Here is a 17,736-nt window from a genome sequence, read left to right as displayed (position 1 = left end):
CTTGGTTGAAAAAGAGGCAAGAGAGCAGGGAGCAGGGAGCAGGGGAGAAAGCTTTTTGCTCCCCTCTCCGACACGGAGAGGGGCTGGGGGAGAGGTCAAATAAGACTTGTCGAACTCACGTTAATTTTTACTTAAATTTTATGAGTTTCTGTAAAAATATTGAAGAAGTTTCAGGAAATTTACATAGTGGCTATGATGTCAATAGAGAAACTACGGAAATCTGTTGACAGTCGACTGCCTAAAAACTGAAAAGGGTATAAAATGAGTTCTGAATCTAACGTCAAACTGACGATCGCACTTTCTAATCCAGACTTAGATGCAGATGAGCAAGAATGGGAAACACGAAATCTGCTGCGAGAAATCAATGAGCTAGATGTCGAAAGTGCTGAACTCGTAGCAGTTACAGAAATCCCTGAAGGAGCTAAGTCTGTTGGCGGTTTTCTGGTGGGGGTGTTGCAGACAGAGGTGAGTATTAATAATTTTAAGAAATTATTGGGATTTTTAGGCGTAGACGCGGAGCGGCTTGTCGCCAGACATCGCTTGCGTAACAAAAGCATTGAATTGGAAGTTGAGGCTAACGGCAAAAAACTTAAGGTGAAAGCTAGCAGTCGGGAAGAATTAACCGCCGCCATTGAACAAGCGCAAAAGTTTGTCGCAGGTAACTAAGAAATTCCAGCAGCAAGGAAGAATAACGAGATGGCGAAAGTAGCACTGCTAATCGGAGTCAGTAAGTATGAGCCTGGTCTTACTCCATTGCCAGCAGCGGCAAAAGATGTCGAGGCGATGCAGCGAGTTTTGCTAAACCCAGAGATTGGCGGTTTTGATGACGTAACACTGCTGATAAATCCTCAACGACAAGTAATGGATGAAGCGATCGAGGCTTTGTTTGCCAATCGTCAAAAAGATGACCTCGTGCTGCTGTTTTTCTCTGGACATGGCATCAAGGATGAGAATGGCAAGCTTTACTTTGCTGCTTGCAACACTAAAAAAACTGACAAAGGAGAACTAGTTAAGGCCACAACAGTACCAGCTAACTCCGTACATTCGGTCATGAGTAATAGCCGTTGCAAACGCGAGGTAGTAATTCTTGATTGTTGCTTTAGTGGTGCATTTGCTGAAGGAATGTCAGCGAAAGATGATGGTTTTGTTGATATCAGAAACCAATTGGGTGGAGAAGGGCGAGCTGTTCTGACATCTAGTACCTCAACCCAATATTCTTTTGAACAGCAAGGAGCAGATACTTCAACTTACACCCGCTACATAGTTGAGGGGCTGAAGACTGGTGCAGCAGATAAGAATGAAGATGGTTGGATTTCCGTTGATGAATTGCATGAATATGCTACTAAGGCAGTACAAGAAGCTACTCCGGCAATGAAACCGGAGATATATGCTATCAAAGAAGGCTATAAAATAAACCTTGCTAAAGCACCTATTGATGATCCCAAGCTCATATATCGTCGAGAAGTTGATTATTGGGTAAGAGACGGTGAGATTATTAATATGGGTCGTATTCCTTTAACTAAGCGACAAAAAGAATTAGGACTTAAACCTGATGAAGCTTCTGCTATCGAGGCTGAGGTTTTAAAACCTTATCAAGACTACAAAGAAAATTTACAGGAATATCAAAAGGCCTTCATCGAAGCAACTAAAGGTAAATTATCTGTTAGTGACAATACTCATGCTGATTTGAAACGTCTTCAGCAAGCGTTAGGACTTAGAGATGAAGATATAGCGCTAATCGAAGCTCCAATAATTGCCGAAAACTCACCTCCCTTACCTCCTCCACCCCCCCCAAATAGCAATTTTCTCCAATATATAGGAGCCTGCATCATCGGCGTCGTTATTGGTGGCACTGTAATATACGCTCTTTTTCACAGAGATGCCTCTAGCTCTTGTGCTATGGAGGATTATATTTCGGGCGACAGAATCAGTTTTGGTGAAAAAATCTTATTGAAGCAGGATACAAACTCAGACAAAGAAGCTGGAGTTAGAGCATTAACTCAAGGTGATTGTCTGACTGCTATTAATAAATTTCAAGCATATCGAAAAACAAATCCTAGCGATCCAGAAGCATTGATTTACTTGAACAATGCTAAAGCTCGTCAACAAGGAAATCGACTCAAAATTGCTGTGAGTGTACCTATTGGCGAAAGTCCAAACATAGCGCAAGAGATGTTACGCGGTGTGGCTCAAGCTCAAAATGAAGTGAATAGCGGTTTTGGTATCAATGGCAAAGCATTGGAAGTAGCGATCGCTAATGATGATAATAGCGAAACTATTACCCCAACTATTGCAAAGAGCTTTGTCGATTATCCCAGTATTTTGGCTGTAGTGGGACATAATTCAAGTAAAGCTTCCAGGGCCGGAGGTCTAGTATATCAAGGTAAGTTGGTGATGATATCTCCTACTAGTTATACCCGAAACATCAGCTTTGATAATCAAAGTCAAGACAACTATATTTTCCGTACTGCTCCTAGTGTTGTTAAGGTAGCAGAAAGGGTTGCTAGTTACGCCATCAATAACAGGGGGAAAACTAACTTTCTGATCTGTTCGGATAAAAATCCAGATAATGAATCGGTTAAGAGTTATTTGGTCACATCGATAACAAACGCTGGCGGCACTATCAACCTCACAAAATGTGATTTTCGGGATTCTCAATTTAACCCACAAGCAGTCCTTTCCCAAGCTATAAATAGAGGTGCTAATGCCTTAATATTAGCTTTCTATATTGACAAATCAAGAGACACAACTGGTCAAGGGTCATGCGTTATTACTAGCTAATAAAGGTCAATTAGCTCTATTTGGTACTCCAGCGGCATTGACTCAAGAAACCTTAGAACAAGGGCAAAATATCAACGATATGACTATCCCTGTACCTTGGCATCCCACAGCATTTACCAGTCATCCATTTGGAAAAAATGCTGAGAATCTTTGGGGTAAAATTGTGAATTGGCGAACAGCGACAAGCTATGATGCAACTCTGGCAATTATTAAAGGTTTGCAGCAAAGCAACACTCGTGACCAACTCCAAAAGACTCTGTATAGTAACAGTTTTTCAGTCGATGGTGCCACAGGAAAGATTCAGTTTTTACAATCAGGCGATCGCAAAGACAATAAAGACAATCCCATCTTCCTAGTTAAAGTTCAACAAATACCTGGCACTGATAAATATAAGTTTGTGCCCATTAATAAGTTTGTGCCCATTAAACCTTAATTTTGCAGCTTTAGTTAATAGCGATCGTACCAGAAATTCGGTCAAATCTCTAGCATTCAACTGGCGGTTCAAGACATTTCTGAGCAATATTCCCTACAGCGCGATCGCAGATGCTCTGCAAAAATTAGTACGGCAATTACTCAGTGCTAACTTTGCTGATTTTAAGGCAGCAATATCTAACTGTATTAACACCGCTAATACTGACAAACAGGAAAAGCTAGATAGCTTGTTGTCTCTGAATTTTCAGACTTTTCAAAAAGTCCAATTTTTAACCGTTTAGAGTATAGGAATAGCTAAATCTTGGTTTTGACTGATGTTCAGGTATTACTGAAGCCGCTCAGAATAAACATCCTCTAAGACTTACTTAAGTTAAGAATTACGTATATTTACGGTTTACAATACCTTCGTAAATTTACGAGGGTGAGCTAATGACGCTTTCAGTATTAACTCGCTGTTCTCTGAGGTTTGACAAAAACAATAAGTTCTTTAAGGTTTCCCATAAGGTTTCCCACAAGGTTTTTTTAACGTATTGACCGCAGTATAAGGGTTTGAGATGACAAACTACCTTTTAAGCGAAACGCTTATTTATGAGTAATTTTGCCAGTTTTACCAAAATTTTTCTAGGCTCTTATTTTGGCAAAGGTATTGACATTACTGAATTGGAGAAATAACTATGACTATTTACACTTTAACCACCAACAACGATACAATTGTTGGCACCACAGACAATGACACACTTAATGGGACTTATGATGGTGCGGGAACGGATACTTTTAGTTCTGGCGATTCCCTCAATGGTGGATCAGGTATTGATACGCTGCGTATTGACCATCTTCTGGCCGGTGCTATCACACCGCCTGATGCTCTCTGGACTAATCTAAGCAATATCGAGAATATTGAAATCAATACGACAGCTAATGGTGCACAAACCATTACTACAGGTATTAATTTTCAAAAGGCATTTGCAGCCTTAGGCGTAAACCTAACAACAAAAACATCTGGGGCCGGTGCGATTGACATCGCCATGACCACATTCACGGGTACGGCAACCCTCAAAACAATATCCAAAGCCGGTGCACAGACGATTGTAACGGGTTTAGGTGCTACCACGGTGACAGCAACCTCTAACGCCGGGGCACTGAATATAAAAGGTGTAGGTCTTAACTCAGTTGTTGCAGCTACCATCGGAGCGGGGGAGCAGACGATTGGTGACGATAGTGGTAATGGTGCAAATCTTGTCCAAGTGAATGCCATATCTGCTGGAGGCGCACAAACCATAACCAGTACCAGCACAAGTGCAGTTGAAGTGGAAGCAACCTCTACTGCGGGCAAGCAAATTATTACAACTGGTTCTGGTGCAGATATCGTCACGGCATCTACAAGCAGCGCCATTAACACCATTAATACAGGGGATGGCAACGATAGGGTTACCATTTTAGATACGGCTTCGGGTAACTACACTATCGATGGCGGTGCCGGGGATGACACCCTAACTGGTGGAGCAGGAAATGACTTTCTGATTGGTGGTGCTGGAGCCGATATCCTAGATGGGGTGGCTGGTAACAGTCATTATGGAAAGGGAAAGGGAGAGATCGACACCCTGATGGGAGGTCCCGGCCCAGATATCTACATTCTGGCCAACAATACCAGTATTTACTATGACAATGGCGACCCCACCACTACCGGAAATAACGACTACGCCCGGATTATCGGGTTCAATGCCCAACAAGATAAAGTTCAACTTCTCGGTTCGTTTGATAAGTACCGCTCACAAGAGATCAGTGGCGACACATACCTCAGCATTAAACGCGATGGCGAATTCGATGAACTCATTGCAATCTTTCAAAATACCATTGGGTTAGACCTTAACTCTCCTGCCTTTGACTACCAGAACGTACCGACCGACCTGAGCCTTAGCAACACCACAGTCAACGAAAATGTCCCCGCCAATACTGTCATCGGCACATTCAGCAGCACCGACCCAGATACAGGCAATACTTTCACCTACAGTTTAGTTACTGGCATTGGTGATACTGATAATAGTGCCTTCACCATTAACGGGGATAAACTACAAATCAATACTTCCCCGGACTTTGAAAATAAACCTACTTACAACATCCTGGTTCAGACTAAAGATAATGATGGATTGACTTTTCAGAAGCCATTAACTATCACCATCAAGGATGTCAATGAAGCACCCACAGATTTAGCATTAGATAAAACTGATGTCAACGAAAATGTCCCCGCCAATACTGTCATCGGCACATTCAGCAGCACCGACCCAGATACAGGCAATACTTTCACCTACAGTTTAGTTGCTGGCACTGGTGATACTGATAATAGTGCCTTCACCATTAACGGGAATCAACTACAAATCAATACTTCCCCAGACTTTGAAAACAAATCCAGTTACAACATCCTGGTTCAGACTAAAGATAATGGTGGATTGACTTTTCAGAAGCCATTAACCATCACCATCAACGATCTCAATGAAGCACCCACAGATTTGGAGTTGAGTGCCAACACCGTCAACGACGAAGCACCAGCCAACACCGCCATCGGCACATTCAGCAGCACCGACCCAGATAAAAACAATAATTTCGCATACAGCTTAGTTTCGGGAATTGACGATACTGATAATAATGCCTTCACCATTAATGGCAATACCCTCAAAATCAACAATTCTCCAGACTTTAAAACTAAGGCTACTTACCAAATCCGCGTCCGCACTACTGATAATGGTGATCTCTCCTTTGAGAAGGGGTTGACTATTAATGTTAATGACGAAATACCCAGTCGTCTGACTAACCCCAATGATGATATCTTCAACATCACAGGTCAGGATGTCAAGACAACACTGGAAATCAAACTCACTGGACACAATTCTCCGCTGGTGAATGAACTGGGTTTATTTACTGTTGATGATGTTCAAGGTACGATTAACGGTATTGCCCCTGGTGCTGAAGGTTATGCCCAAGCTGCTTTACAACGCTCAGTAGTAATTTTATCTGCGATCGCTAATAACCCCAATGGCTTTGATACTAATAATCTCAGCAGGCTGCTGCAATTGAATTCTGGTCAGGATTTTAGATTCTTATTAGTCCCAGACGGTACACTTAATGCTGTACGCAATGATCCTAATTCTATCGGAAAATTACTGTTTTCTAGTGTCTCAACCCAAAAAATTACCGACTTGGGTAATAATAGTTTCTCTCTCGGTTGGAAGGATGCTTCTGGTAAGAGTGCCACAGATTTTAATGATTTGGTAGTGAACATTAACCTGACAAATCAAGCTTTACCTTTGGGTACAAATCTCCAAGGTCAATTTCAAGGGGAAATGATTGATTTGCGAGATGTCCAACAATCAGTCAAAGCGGAATTTAATGTTTACAGAGAAGCATCTTACAACGATTACGTCGGCTTTTATCAGGTGACTGATCCAAATGGTGGAATTGATACCAATGGCGACGGCAAGCCTGATATTCTCGCGGGACAGGCTGGTTATATTCAGGCTGCTGTGCGTGGTCGGGTTGCTGGTATTGATTTGAGTGTGAAAAATCAAGGTACTGCTACTGAGACTGGTATTTTCCAATCTGGTGCTATCTTTGCTCCATTCATTATTGTTAATGCTAAACCTGATGCGCTTTTAGATAACAATCCTAATAATGATCCGGCGGTTTATTTCCCATTCTTGGGTGCTAATTCTGATCATACGGATCACATTCGCCTGTTAGCTAGTAATACTTTTGGCTTTGAGGATTTGCCAAATGGTGGCGACAAGGATTTTAATGATCTGATTATCAAAGTTAATTTGGCAACCACAATTTAGTCATCTTATCGAAGAAAGGCTTTTTGCTTAGTGGTGCAGAAAAGTTCTGAAGAGTTGATATATAGGGAATGTCACAGTGAGACAAGAGTGACAGAGTGGGGGACGACATGGGATGCTCAAGTTTCCACAATAGCATTAACAGCCAAAGTTGGAGCCAACCTTCCATTTTGAGATGACAACTAAGCTGTTCCATATTTAAATTGCATAAGCTGGGCGGGCAAGATGTCAACCCCACAAGAGTTATGTTTAATTCGATTATGTAAATTAGATGTTTTTGAGCTTAATAGATTCTCGTTCCCTAAAAGAGGTATTGCAGATTATCCTTCTTTAATAGCTTTTGCGAGAATAAAAATTTATACTTATGCTTTTGCATAAGTTTTTAACTTTGCAGTGAGAAGTACTTTAAGTTACTTAACGCATCAAACGCTACCCGCTTTCACGGTTAGCGCTAGGATAGCTATGTATTTTATTAAAGTATAAATATGGCTCAAACTTTTTACGTAAATCCAGCATCAGGTAGCGATACCAACGCTGGTAGTCAACAAGCCCCCTTCAAAACGATTACGCAAGCCCTCAAGGTCGCTACTGTTGATACCAAGATTCAACTAGCAGATGGTAATTACAATGCTGCTAGCGGTGAAGTGTTTCCGCTAACGGTTGCATCTGGTGTAACAGTGGTGGGGAATGAAACCAACAAAGGTAATGGTATTTTGATTGAGGGAAGTGGTAACTACCTAAGCCGTACTTTTGCTGGTCAGAATGTCACATTTGTGTTGCTGGACAAAGCCGAACTCCGGGGAGTGACTGTAACAAATCTAGCTAGCCGTGGTAGTGGTGTCTGGATTGAATCAACTGCCCCAACTGTTGCTAATAGCACCTTCATCAATAATAAGCGGGAGGGCGTATTTGCTACAGGCGATGCTAATCCAGTTGTTCTAGGTAATGTGTTCAGTGATAATGCAGCTAATGGAATTGCGATCGCTAAAAATTCTAAAGGTCAAATTGAAAATAATACCTACTCCAAAACAGGTTTTGGCATTGCCATTAGTGATACTGCATCACCTATCCTTCGAGATAATAGAATTTATGAAAACCGTTCTGGGATTGTCATCTCTGGTAGCGCTCGTCCCGTATTACGTAATAATGTCAGTGAAAATAACACTGATGATGGTATCACAGTAATTGGAACTGCTCTCCCGGATATCGGCAGTAACAATAATCCAGGGGGTAATACTCTACGCAATAATGGTAAATTTGATTTGCAAAATGCCAGTTCTAACAAGCTGGTTTCTCTAGGAAATAAAATAGATGCGTCTAAAGTCACCGGAAACATAGAGTTTGCAGATAGTCCGGTTCCAACGCCAACACCAACAACTCAAACCCCGACAACTCCAACACCGACAATTCCAACCCCAACAAATTCAACCCCAACAAATTCAACCCCAACAACTCCAACAACTCCAATCCCAACAACCCCAGCAACTCCAACCCCAACAAATTCAACCCCAGCAACTCCAACCCCAGCAACTCCAACTCCAACAAATTCAACCCCAACAACTCCAACTCCAACAACTCCAACTCCAACAACTCCAACCCCAACGCCTACAATCGAATTAACTGATATTGCGAATCATTGGGCAGGTGGATTTATTCGGGAATTAGTCAAATTGGGGATAATTAATGGTTTTCCCGATCGCACATTTAAGCCCGATGCAACGATGACACGCGCACAATACGCGGCATTATTGGTAAAAGCTTTCAACCCATCGCCAAATCGTGCAGCAAGCAAATTCAAAGATGTACCAGCAGACTTTTGGGCATCCAAGGTAATTCAGCAGGCATATCAAGGTTTATTTCTCTCTGGTTTTCCCGATAATACCTTTGGCCCCAACAAAAACATCCAGCGCGTGCAAGTGATTGTCTCCCTAGTGAATGGATTGGGGCTATCTAGCGATGGTACGGCAAGTATCAAAGTTTTCGATGACCAAGCCAAAATTCCTGAATATGCCAAGGATGAGGTAGTAAAAGCTATAGACAAGGAAATTATCGTCAATTACCCAAACCTAAAACAACTTAATCCTACCCGCGATGCTACGCGTGGTGAGGTAGCGGCGATCGTGTATCAAGCTTTGGTGGATGCTGGGCGTGTAGCAGCGATCAACTCGTCTTATATCGTGACTGCTTGAACTCGGTATTGGGGATTAGGAAGGGGACAAGTTTTACCCTTGTCCCCTTCCCAATCCCTTGTTATATAAAGGATAAGGAAGAGGAAAGGACGCGATCGCTACCAATATTTGCTGCTTTTAATGGTGTTTTTACTTGCCCCACTTTCCTGACAATCTAGATTAAAGCAGGTTTTATTAATTTTGAATTTTGAATTTTGAATTTTGAATTAGTATTATTACCGTCTTCCAGTAATAGAATTGATCACGAAGGCTTTGTAAAGTCTATCAAAAGATAGAAGCTCTAGTAGCAGATTTTACCTGTAGAGAAAAAAAATCTGTATTCAAAGTAAGCTTGTAGCATATAAAACGCTAAGATTTTTATGACTTCCCGGATTCGCTTTTTAATGTGCCCTCCTGACCACTACGATGTAGATTATGTGATTAATCCTTGGATGGAAGGGAATATTCACAAATCATCGCGCGATCGCGCCGTGGAACAGTGGCAGGGACTACATCAAATCCTCAAACAACACGCCATTGTAGACTTAGTACCACCAGAAAAAGGCTGGCCTGATTTGGTTTTTACTGCCAACGCTGGCTTAGTTCTAGGTGATAATGTCGTTCTCAGCCGCTTTTTGCACAAAGAACGTCAGGGCGAGGAGCCTTTCTTCAAGCAATGGTTTGAGGCAAATGGTTATACAGTCAATGAACTTCCCAAAGATTTACCCTTTGAGGGAGCAGGAGACGCACTGCTAGATCGGGAAGGACGCTGGTTATGGGCGGGATACGGTTTCCGCTCGGAATTAGATTCTCACCCTTATCTAGCTAAATGGCTGGATATTGAGGTGCTATCCCTACGATTAATAGACGAACGTTTCTATCACCTGGATACCTGCTTTTGTCCCCTAACAAATGGCTATTTGCTGTACTATCCCGGTGCTTTTGATTCTTACTCCAACCGCTTAATTGAAATACGAGTCGCACCAGAAAAGCGAATCGCCATTGCTGAAGCCGATGCAGTCAACTTCGCTTGTAATACAGTGAATGTGGATAACATCGTGATCATGAACAAGGCGAGTGATGCTTTGAAAACCCGCCTTGCAGATGTAGGTTTCCAAGTGTTGGAAACACCGCTGACGGAATTTCTCAAAGCTGGTGGTGCGGCTAAATGCTTAACTCTGCGGGTGACAGAACCAGTTAGAGATGAAATTCATGCCAATGTCTCGGTAGAAAGCCGCGTCATTCGCATGGAAGGACATTTGCTAGATGCTGGCTTAATCAACCGCGCTTTGGATTTGATTATAGATGCCGGGGGAAGCTTCCAAGTTTTAAATTTCAACTTGGGAGAACAACGGCAAAGTACCTCAGCCGCAGAGGTGAAGGTATCAGCACCATCTCATGAGGTGATGGAAGAAATCATCTCAATGTTGATTGATTTGGGTGCTGTAGATTTACCCCATGATGAGCGAGATGCCAAACTGGAGCCGGTAATCCAAGATGGTGTTGCGCCTGATGATTTCTATGTCAGTACCATTTATCCCACGGAAGTGCGAATTAGTGGTCAGTGGGTGAAGGTAGAAAATCAGCGGATGGATGGCGCGATCGCCATTACTCAATCTCCCACTGGTTTAGTTGCTCGGTGTAAAATTCTACGCGATTTAAAAGTTGGCGAACAGGTAATTGTAGACGTTTTAGGTATCCGCACCATCCGCAAAACTGAATCGCGGGAACTCCGCAGTACTCAAGAATTCAGCTTTATGTCGGCGGGAGTTTCCAGCGAACGGCGCGTGGAAATAGTCGTTGAGCAAGTGGCTTGGGAATTGCGTAAAATCCGCGATGCTGGTGGTAAAGTAGTTGTCACGGCTGGCCCGGTGGTAATTCATACTGGTGGCGGCGAACACTTGGCGCAACTAGTTCGGGAAGGATATGTACAGGCGTTGCTGGGTGGGAATGCGATCGCAGTTCACGACATCGAACAAAATATCATGGGCACTTCCTTGGGTGTGGACATGAAGCGGGGTGTCGCCGTCCGTGGTGGACATCGGCATCACCTGAAGGTAATTAATAGTATCCGCCGTTATGGCAGTATTCCGAAAGCTGTGGAGGCGGGAGCAATTAAAAGTGGCGTGATGTATGAATGTGTTCACAATAATGTACCTTTTGTGCTTGCGGGTTCGATTCGGGATGATGGGCCTTTGCCTGACACCCAAATGGATTTGATTCAAGCACAGGAGGAATATGCCAAATATTTAGAAGGTGCGGAGATGATTTTGATGTTGTCATCGATGCTGCACTCCATTGGCGTGGGGAATATGACCCCGGCGGGTGTGAAAATGGTATGTGTGGATATTAATCCAGCTGTGGTGACTAAGTTAAGCGATCGCGGTTCTGTAGAATCGGTGGGTGTGGTGACGGATGTGGGATTATTTCTCAGTCTGCTGATTCAGCAGTTGGATAAGTTGACAAGTCCTTATGTGAATAAGGTAGGTTAAGAAACGAACCGCGAAGACGCAAAGGGCGCGAAGAAAGGAAAATGACAAGAGTAGCTTTCAGTGAAGAGTTGCAGGTTAATTGGGTTAGTTTGATTGCTGATTTCTTGTTGGTAGGGATGGTTTTTGGCCCGCCTATCGCTCCCTTTTTGGCTGCGTCTGGAGTGTCTTTGCTTCCTGGGATTGCGGACATCATTTACTTCATGGGTAATCATGTGTGTCCGCAACCAGATATGGGGTTAGATTTAGCACCACCGTTTATTATGGCTGTGTGTATGCGCTGCTACGGCACTGTCACGGGTTTGCTGATTACTCGTCTGCTGCATGGGATAACTGGTGGTAAGGGATTTTACTGGTTGAGTCAGTATGACTGGAGTGGTGTGGCTTTAGCAAGTGTGCTGATGATGGCTTATCCTTTGGAATTGGCAGCACAAGTTTTTGGTTTGTGGAATTTTAATAATTATCTGGTTACACCTTTTGGGTTAATTACGGGTTTGGCGTGGGGATTGTTTACTATGCCAATCTTGCATGGGTGGCGGGGTGCTAAAACTTAATAGATCCCCATAATTAACAATTAAAAATTAAAAATTAAAGACATTTCAGACGAGGATTTAAACCAATACAGTTCAGTTAAGCTTCTCTTCCTTCTCTTCCTTTGCGTCCTTTGCGTCCTTTGCGGTTCGTTAAAAAAAGAATTTTAGCCTTAACTGAACCGTATTGGGATTTAAACCCCGACTGAAATGGGTGCTAAGTACCTGTGCAAAATTAATTGTATATTGGCATTGTCTTAAATGCTTATCACAAGGTCATTCCAGCTTAAATAAATGTTCAATTAATTTTGCGTTAGTACCTACATATTGATAAGCCTACACTGTACCGGACTGTACAGTGTAGGCAGTTGAAATTATGTCAGGTTAATTAAAACAAGTCCAAATCTGTCACAGCGCCAATACTGCTAGAAGATACTAATTTGGCATATTTCGCCAACACGCCTTTAGTGTAACGTGGAGCGGGAGGTTGCCAATTGGCACGACGACGCGCCAATTCTTCTTCAGATATATTCAACTGCAATAGACGAGCGGGTGCATCAATAGTAATACTATCGCCTTCTTCTACAAGGGCGATCGCACCACCAACTGCTGCTTCTGGTGCAACATGACCAACCACCATGCCGTAAGTACCGCCAGAAAAACGTCCGTCGGTAATTAATGCCACAGCATCACCTAAACCAGCACCGATAATTGCAGAGGTGGGAGCTAACATTTCTCGCATCCCAGGGCCACCCTTAGGCCCTTCGTAGCGGATGACTAGAATATCACCAGGTTGAATTTTACCCGCTAAAATTGCATCTAAAGAAGCTTCTTCTGATTCAAACACTCGTGCAGGCCCGGTAATCACTGGTTTTTTTACCCCGGTAATTTTGGCGACAGCCCCTTCTGTTGCCAAATTACCTCTGAGGACGGCTAAATGTCCTTGGGGATACATTGGGTTATTCCAAGGACGAATCACATCTTGATTGGCGGATGGTTCTTCGGGGATATCTGCTAATATCTCTGCAATTGTTTGACCGCTGATGGTAAGGCAATCACCGTGTAATAAATCATGCACAAGTAGCATCTTCATTACTTGAGGAATGCCACCAGCTTTGTGTAAATCTGTGGCGACATATTTACCACTAGGTTTTAAATCACACAAAACGGGAACACGGCCGCGGATAGTTTCAAAGTCGTCTATGGTTAACTCTACATAAGCGGCACGGGCGATCGCTAATAAATGCAACACTGCATTGGTCGAACCACCCACCGCCATGACTACAGAAATGGCATTCTCTAGAGATTTGCGGGTGATAATTTGGCGAGGCAAGATTTGTTTGCGAATCGCTTCGACTAATACAAAGGCTGATTTTTCGGTGCTATCGGCTTTTTCGGCATCTTCTGCCGCCATTGTTGAAGAATAGGGCAAACTCATCCCCAAGGCTTCAAATGCTGAAGACATGGTGTTAGCTGTGAACATTCCCCCACAGGAACCAGCGCCAGGACAAGCTCGATTTTCAACTTCTAATAATTCTTTTTCGTCAATTTTTCCAGCACTGTATTGACCAACAGCTTCAAAACAACTGACAACAGTTAAATCGCGTCCGTTGTAGTGACCGGGTTTAATCGTGCCTCCATAAACGAATATTGCCGGGATATTGATCCGCGCGATCGCTAGCATTGCCCCTGGCATATTTTTATCACAACCGCCAATCGCTATCACACCATCCATACTTTGTCCAGTACAGACGGTTTCAATGGAATCGGCAATGACTTCCCGCGATACTAGGGAATATTTCATCCCTTCAGTTCCCATCGAAATCCCATCGCTGATGGTAATTGTGCCGAACACTTGCGGCATCGCCCCGGCAGTTTTAATCCCCACCTCTGCTATGAGCGCCAGTTGATTTATCCCCATATTACAGGGAGTAATCGTACTGTAGCCATTGGCAATGCCCACAATGGCTTTATTGAAATCTTCATCTTTAAAACCAACTGCACGCAGCATAGCCCGATTAGGCGATCGCTGCACCCCTTGCGTCACAATTTGGCTTCTCAAATTCTCCGACATTTTTTTTCCTTCCGTGGCATCATCGCTTGTATTGCGATTGTATTATCTGATTTTCTCATGATAAGAACCCCACTTCTAAGAGCGATCGCTTAGGAGTGGGGTTTAGTGACTTTTACAAAAAATCTATTGAAGATGACAGAGATATTTTATCCAGGTAGAATTATCCCAGTCACAGCGATCGCACCGGCGATCGCACTAGCCGCAAGAGAAGTAATCGCTGTCCCAAATATCCACCACGCAGCATTTGCAACGGTTTTTTTAGTTTCTTCCGCTTGCTTTTTAGCTTGCTGTTGAATTGCTTTTAAGCGTTTTTGGGTTTCTTGCTGGATGCGTTCGGCTCGGTGCAATACGCTATCCCGCGCTGATTCTATTTGGCTAATTATGCGGTTAGCATCAGCCTCAGAAATATCTTCACGAGAACTCAATACAGCAACTAAGGTATCACGATCGAATTGACTGAGGCGATCGCGCAATGCTTCAAATCCAGCTTGGGGATCGTCGAAGACTTTCGCAAAGTCTTGTTTAATGCCTTCATAGTTGAGTTCGGAACGATCCAGGGAGTTGAGATAGTTGCGAACTTTGGCAAAAACTCCATCCAGCACTGATTGCACTCTCTGCTGAATCTGTTGGAATTGTTCAACAATAGAACTACGAACAGAATCAATTTGATCCACAATTCGGTTAGCTTCTTCTTCTGAGATATCCTCCCGTTGGGATAATAGCGCCACAATTGTCGAACGGTCAAATTTCGAGGCGCGATCACTTAAATTCCCAAGTCCAGCGCGGGGAGAAGACAGCAGCAATTGTAAATCGCGTTTGATTCCTTCGGGGTTGAGTTCATCTTTGTTGGTATTACGCAGATATTCTTCCAGATTGGCTTCAAAATCTAAAGCTTGTTGAGTGGTACGCTTGGCTAAACGTCGTGGCGCTCTCAGGATATCACCAATGGCATCTTGAGCGCGATCGATAATCTGATTAACTTGCTCTTGACTCAAGTCGCCGCGTTGACTCACAAGTTTAACTAAGGTTTCTCGATCGACATTAGATAAGCGATCGCGCAGTGCTAAGGCTCCAGCTTTGGGATCGTCGAGTAATTTTTCCAAATCGCCTCTGATACCTTCTGGATCGAGTTCCTCCAAGTTGGTATTGCGGAGATATTCAGCGATCGCTTTTGTGGTTTTTTCGTACTGTTCTTTCGCTTGCTGCGGTACTTGCAAAATACTATCTCGGACTGCTTCAAGTTGATCGAGAGTTTGATTTACCTGTTCTTCGCTCAAATCTTGACGCTGACTGAGCAATTGTACCAATGTATCCCGGTCAAATTGTGATAGGCGCGATCGCAACAGGCTAATTCCGGCTTGCGGATCGTCTAGCAAAATTTTAAACTCACGTTTGATAGCTTCGGGATTGAGTTCGTCTTTGTTAGTATTCCGCAGATATTCTTCAACCCTTTGGCGCAGTTCATCAGCTTTCGCTTTTGCTTGTTCTTGCAATTCTCTAGCACGATTCAACAGATTATCGCGGTTGCTTTCGAGTTGACTAACTATATTATTAGCTTCCTCTTCGCTGATATCTTGACGCTGTTGGAGCAATTGTACAAAAGTATCTCGATCGAATTGCCCAAAGCGATCGCTTAAATCTTCAAAACCAGCTTGTGGATCGTCCAGCAACTTAGCAAAATCCCGCTCAATAGCTTCAGGATTGAGTTCTTCTTTCCCCGTCGAACGCAGATAATCTTCGATGCGGCTGCGGAAATCTTGCCCTTTTTCGCGCGCTCCGGCCTGTTTGACAGTTTCTAAAACTTCCAGGCGATCGCTTTCCATTTGTTCAGAAATTTCTTTCACCCTGGCTTCGCTGATATCACCCCGCTGCTTTAGTAAGTTGGTGAAATATTCTTGATTGATTTCTTCCAACTCTCGTCTCACAGTTGTCGGATCTGCATTTACGTCATAGATGACTTCTTTAAATTCATCTACTAGAGTAATTCGATTGAAGTGCCAAGGGAACGAATGCAATATGTAGTCTTCGACATCTGCCTTAATTGCATTTTCTAGTGATATTGGTAATTTTGCAGATACTTGCTCAGTTGCTTGCTCTCTAAACTTTTTGAATTGTTCTGTGATTTCATCGACATCGACATCTTGAACTTTTTCTTTCAGCTTTTGCAACTGAGTTGTAATTTTGTTCACATCGATATTAGAAAGATTGACTCGCTCCATAACTGCTGGTGCAGCAGCACTCAAACCATATCGAATTGCTTGCTTAATTACACCATTGCCATTACCGCCTCCCAATGTAACCAGTTGTTGAAGCCGTTCACCCAATTGCTCAGAATTCAGTTCTTCAGGAGTAGCAGACTTAAGTAAATTGATTACTTGTTCTGTAGGATTTTTACGATTCAAAGCTTGTTGCCAAGCATCTTGAAATTGGTCAGCAATGCCATTGATATCTTCTTTAGATAAATCTGTACGACTGCTGATTAAATCAACAAATGTTTGGCGATTAATATTTTGCAGTAAATCACTATTGGCAACAGATTGTAAATCTGTATCTTTAAGAAGCTGGTCAAATTGAGTGCGTATTTCTTTAATATCCAGCTTTGGTAATTGCAGAGAGCTTAAGGAACTTTGGAGCGTATTTTTAATACCTTCAGAATCAAAACCTGAAGTTAATTCCCGTCGGACTGCGGCTGTAATCTCTTCAGCAGTAGAAACTAACTGTTTTTTTGCCGCATTAGCACCAATGCCAGCATTTGCTGTACCCATCAGAGCTTGAAAACCTGAAGTGACAGTATTAGATATAGAACCAATTAAAGAACCTACCGCCGATGAACCCAACCAAATTACTAGTGAGAAATAGATAGACCAGATGACTACACCAATAATTGCTCCTAAAAATGCACTTTCGATTAAGCTAAGTTTTACGGCTAAAAAACAAGCAATAGATAATGCAATGCTCGCGGTTATTAATGCCCAAGCACCAGCTTTAGCTTGAACTTTACGAATAGTCTTACCCAAACCTTCTGACTCATCGTCAGAATCAGAGTCAATTTCCCAAGATGAAATTCCGACTGCGACTGAAAAGTTTGTGAGTAACAATTGAAAGGCAAATGCCATTGAAACTCCAGCGAGCATTGCCACTAAGAATTTAGATCCAGAAAAAAGAACTGATGCTTTTTCTGGAGTTAGTATTTCCTGAGCTAAATTTACAGGCTCTAATCCAAAAGGCAACCAGTTCCATCCCAAAATGGTTAAAACACCTTGAAACATAAGATTTTCTCACTTGCGCTCAATTACATACCCATTTAGAAAATGGCTTATTTATCAGCTTAATTATCAGTTATCTACGCTGGTACTTTCTTAGGTAGTAGGTTTGTTTGCCAAAAGTTGTATCTCAAAAGAATATTTTTCTTTTACTAAGTAATGCAATTTTAGG

The 17,736-nt window shown here is 42.8% G+C and carries 10 protein-coding genes; 8 read left to right on the top strand and 2 right to left on the bottom strand.

Going from position 1 to position 17,736, the window contains the following annotated elements; genetic code table 11:
- The first annotated feature begins 261 nt into the window (after nucleotides 1-261).
- From V7L07_RS10150 to V7L07_RS10115, 8 genes are all read left to right on the top strand, one after another.
- Nucleotides 262-666: a hypothetical protein gene (locus tag V7L07_RS10150; RefSeq protein WP_335057390.1), complete on the top strand. Its 405-nt coding sequence runs from the start codon at nucleotides 262-264 to the stop codon at nucleotides 664-666.
- Nucleotides 667-696: 30 nt separating this feature from the next.
- Nucleotides 697-2,781 carry a caspase, EACC1-associated type gene (locus V7L07_RS10145; RefSeq protein WP_335057388.1) on the top strand — a complete coding sequence of 695 codons (2,085 nt, stop codon included), beginning with the start codon at nucleotides 697-699 and terminating at the stop codon, nucleotides 2,779-2,781.
- Nucleotides 2,729-3,214, top strand: coding sequence for a hypothetical protein (locus V7L07_RS10140; RefSeq protein ID WP_335057386.1), 486 nt, complete (start codon nucleotides 2,729-2,731; stop codon nucleotides 3,212-3,214). The genes V7L07_RS10145 and V7L07_RS10140 overlap by 53 nt, the downstream gene beginning before the upstream one ends.
- Nucleotides 3,195-3,494: a hypothetical protein gene (locus V7L07_RS10135; RefSeq protein ID WP_335057384.1), complete on the top strand. Its 300-nt coding sequence runs from the start codon at nucleotides 3,195-3,197 to the stop codon at nucleotides 3,492-3,494. The genes V7L07_RS10140 and V7L07_RS10135 overlap by 20 nt, the downstream gene beginning before the upstream one ends.
- 393 nt (nucleotides 3,495-3,887) lie before the next feature.
- Entirely contained in the window at nucleotides 3,888-7,043 is a 3,156-nt protein-coding gene (locus V7L07_RS10130; RefSeq protein ID WP_335057382.1) for a DUF4114 domain-containing protein, read from the top strand.
- Nucleotides 7,044-7,525: 482 nt separating this feature from the next.
- Nucleotides 7,526-9,229, top strand: coding sequence for a DUF1565 domain-containing protein (locus tag V7L07_RS10125; protein ID WP_335057380.1), 1,704 nt, complete (start codon nucleotides 7,526-7,528; stop codon nucleotides 9,227-9,229).
- 359 nt (nucleotides 9,230-9,588) lie between these two features.
- The gene (gene argZ, locus V7L07_RS10120) at nucleotides 9,589-11,700 is read left to right on the top strand and encodes a bifunctional arginine dihydrolase/ornithine cyclodeaminase (RefSeq protein ID WP_335057378.1); all 2,112 of its coding nucleotides are present in this window, start codon (nucleotides 9,589-9,591) and stop codon (nucleotides 11,698-11,700) included.
- 41 nt (nucleotides 11,701-11,741) lie between these two features.
- A complete protein-coding gene (locus V7L07_RS10115) occupies nucleotides 11,742-12,251 on the top strand; it encodes a DUF2085 domain-containing protein (RefSeq protein WP_335057376.1) in 510 nt (169 codons plus the stop codon).
- Nucleotides 12,252-12,615: 364 nt separating this feature from the next.
- On the opposite strand, the gene ilvD is transcribed toward V7L07_RS10115, so the two are convergent.
- Both ilvD and V7L07_RS10105 read right to left on the bottom strand, forming a co-directional pair.
- Nucleotides 12,616-14,301: a dihydroxy-acid dehydratase gene (gene ilvD, locus V7L07_RS10110; RefSeq protein ID WP_335057374.1), complete on the bottom strand. Its 1,686-nt coding sequence runs from the start codon at nucleotides 14,299-14,301 to the stop codon at nucleotides 12,616-12,618.
- 146 nt (nucleotides 14,302-14,447) lie between these two features.
- A complete protein-coding gene (locus V7L07_RS10105) occupies nucleotides 14,448-17,570 on the bottom strand; it encodes an MFS transporter (protein WP_335057372.1) in 3,123 nt (1,040 codons plus the stop codon).
- Nucleotides 17,571-17,736 lie beyond the last annotated feature (166 nt).

The organism is Nostoc sp. (assembly GCF_036916985.1).
Classification (GTDB): domain Bacteria; phylum Cyanobacteriota; class Cyanobacteriia; order Cyanobacteriales; family Nostocaceae; genus Nostoc.
Note: the sequence above shows the minus strand (reverse complement) of the source record. Positions and strands in the feature narration are given on the sequence as shown.

What these genes read in the sequence shown, in the direction of transcription:
- V7L07_RS10125 (WP_335057380.1), top strand. Translation starts at nt 7,526, where the DNA reads ATGGCTCAAACTTTTTACGTAAATCCAGCATCAGGTAGCGATACCAAC.
- V7L07_RS10145 (WP_335057388.1), top strand. Translation starts at nt 697, where the DNA reads ATGGCGAAAGTAGCACTGCTAATCGGAGTCAGTAAGTATGAGCCTGGT.
- V7L07_RS10105 (WP_335057372.1), bottom strand. Translation starts at nt 17,570, where the DNA reads ATGTTTCAAGGTGTTTTAACCATTTTGGGATGGAACTGGTTGCCTTTT.
- V7L07_RS10130 (WP_335057382.1), top strand. Translation starts at nt 3,888, where the DNA reads ATGACTATTTACACTTTAACCACCAACAACGATACAATTGTTGGCACC.
- ilvD (WP_335057374.1), bottom strand. Translation starts at nt 14,301, where the DNA reads ATGTCGGAGAATTTGAGAAGCCAAATTGTGACGCAAGGGGTGCAGCGA.
- V7L07_RS10150 (WP_335057390.1), top strand. Translation starts at nt 262, where the DNA reads ATGAGTTCTGAATCTAACGTCAAACTGACGATCGCACTTTCTAATCCA.
- V7L07_RS10115 (WP_335057376.1), top strand. Translation starts at nt 11,742, where the DNA reads ATGACAAGAGTAGCTTTCAGTGAAGAGTTGCAGGTTAATTGGGTTAGT.
- argZ (WP_335057378.1), top strand. Translation starts at nt 9,589, where the DNA reads ATGACTTCCCGGATTCGCTTTTTAATGTGCCCTCCTGACCACTACGAT.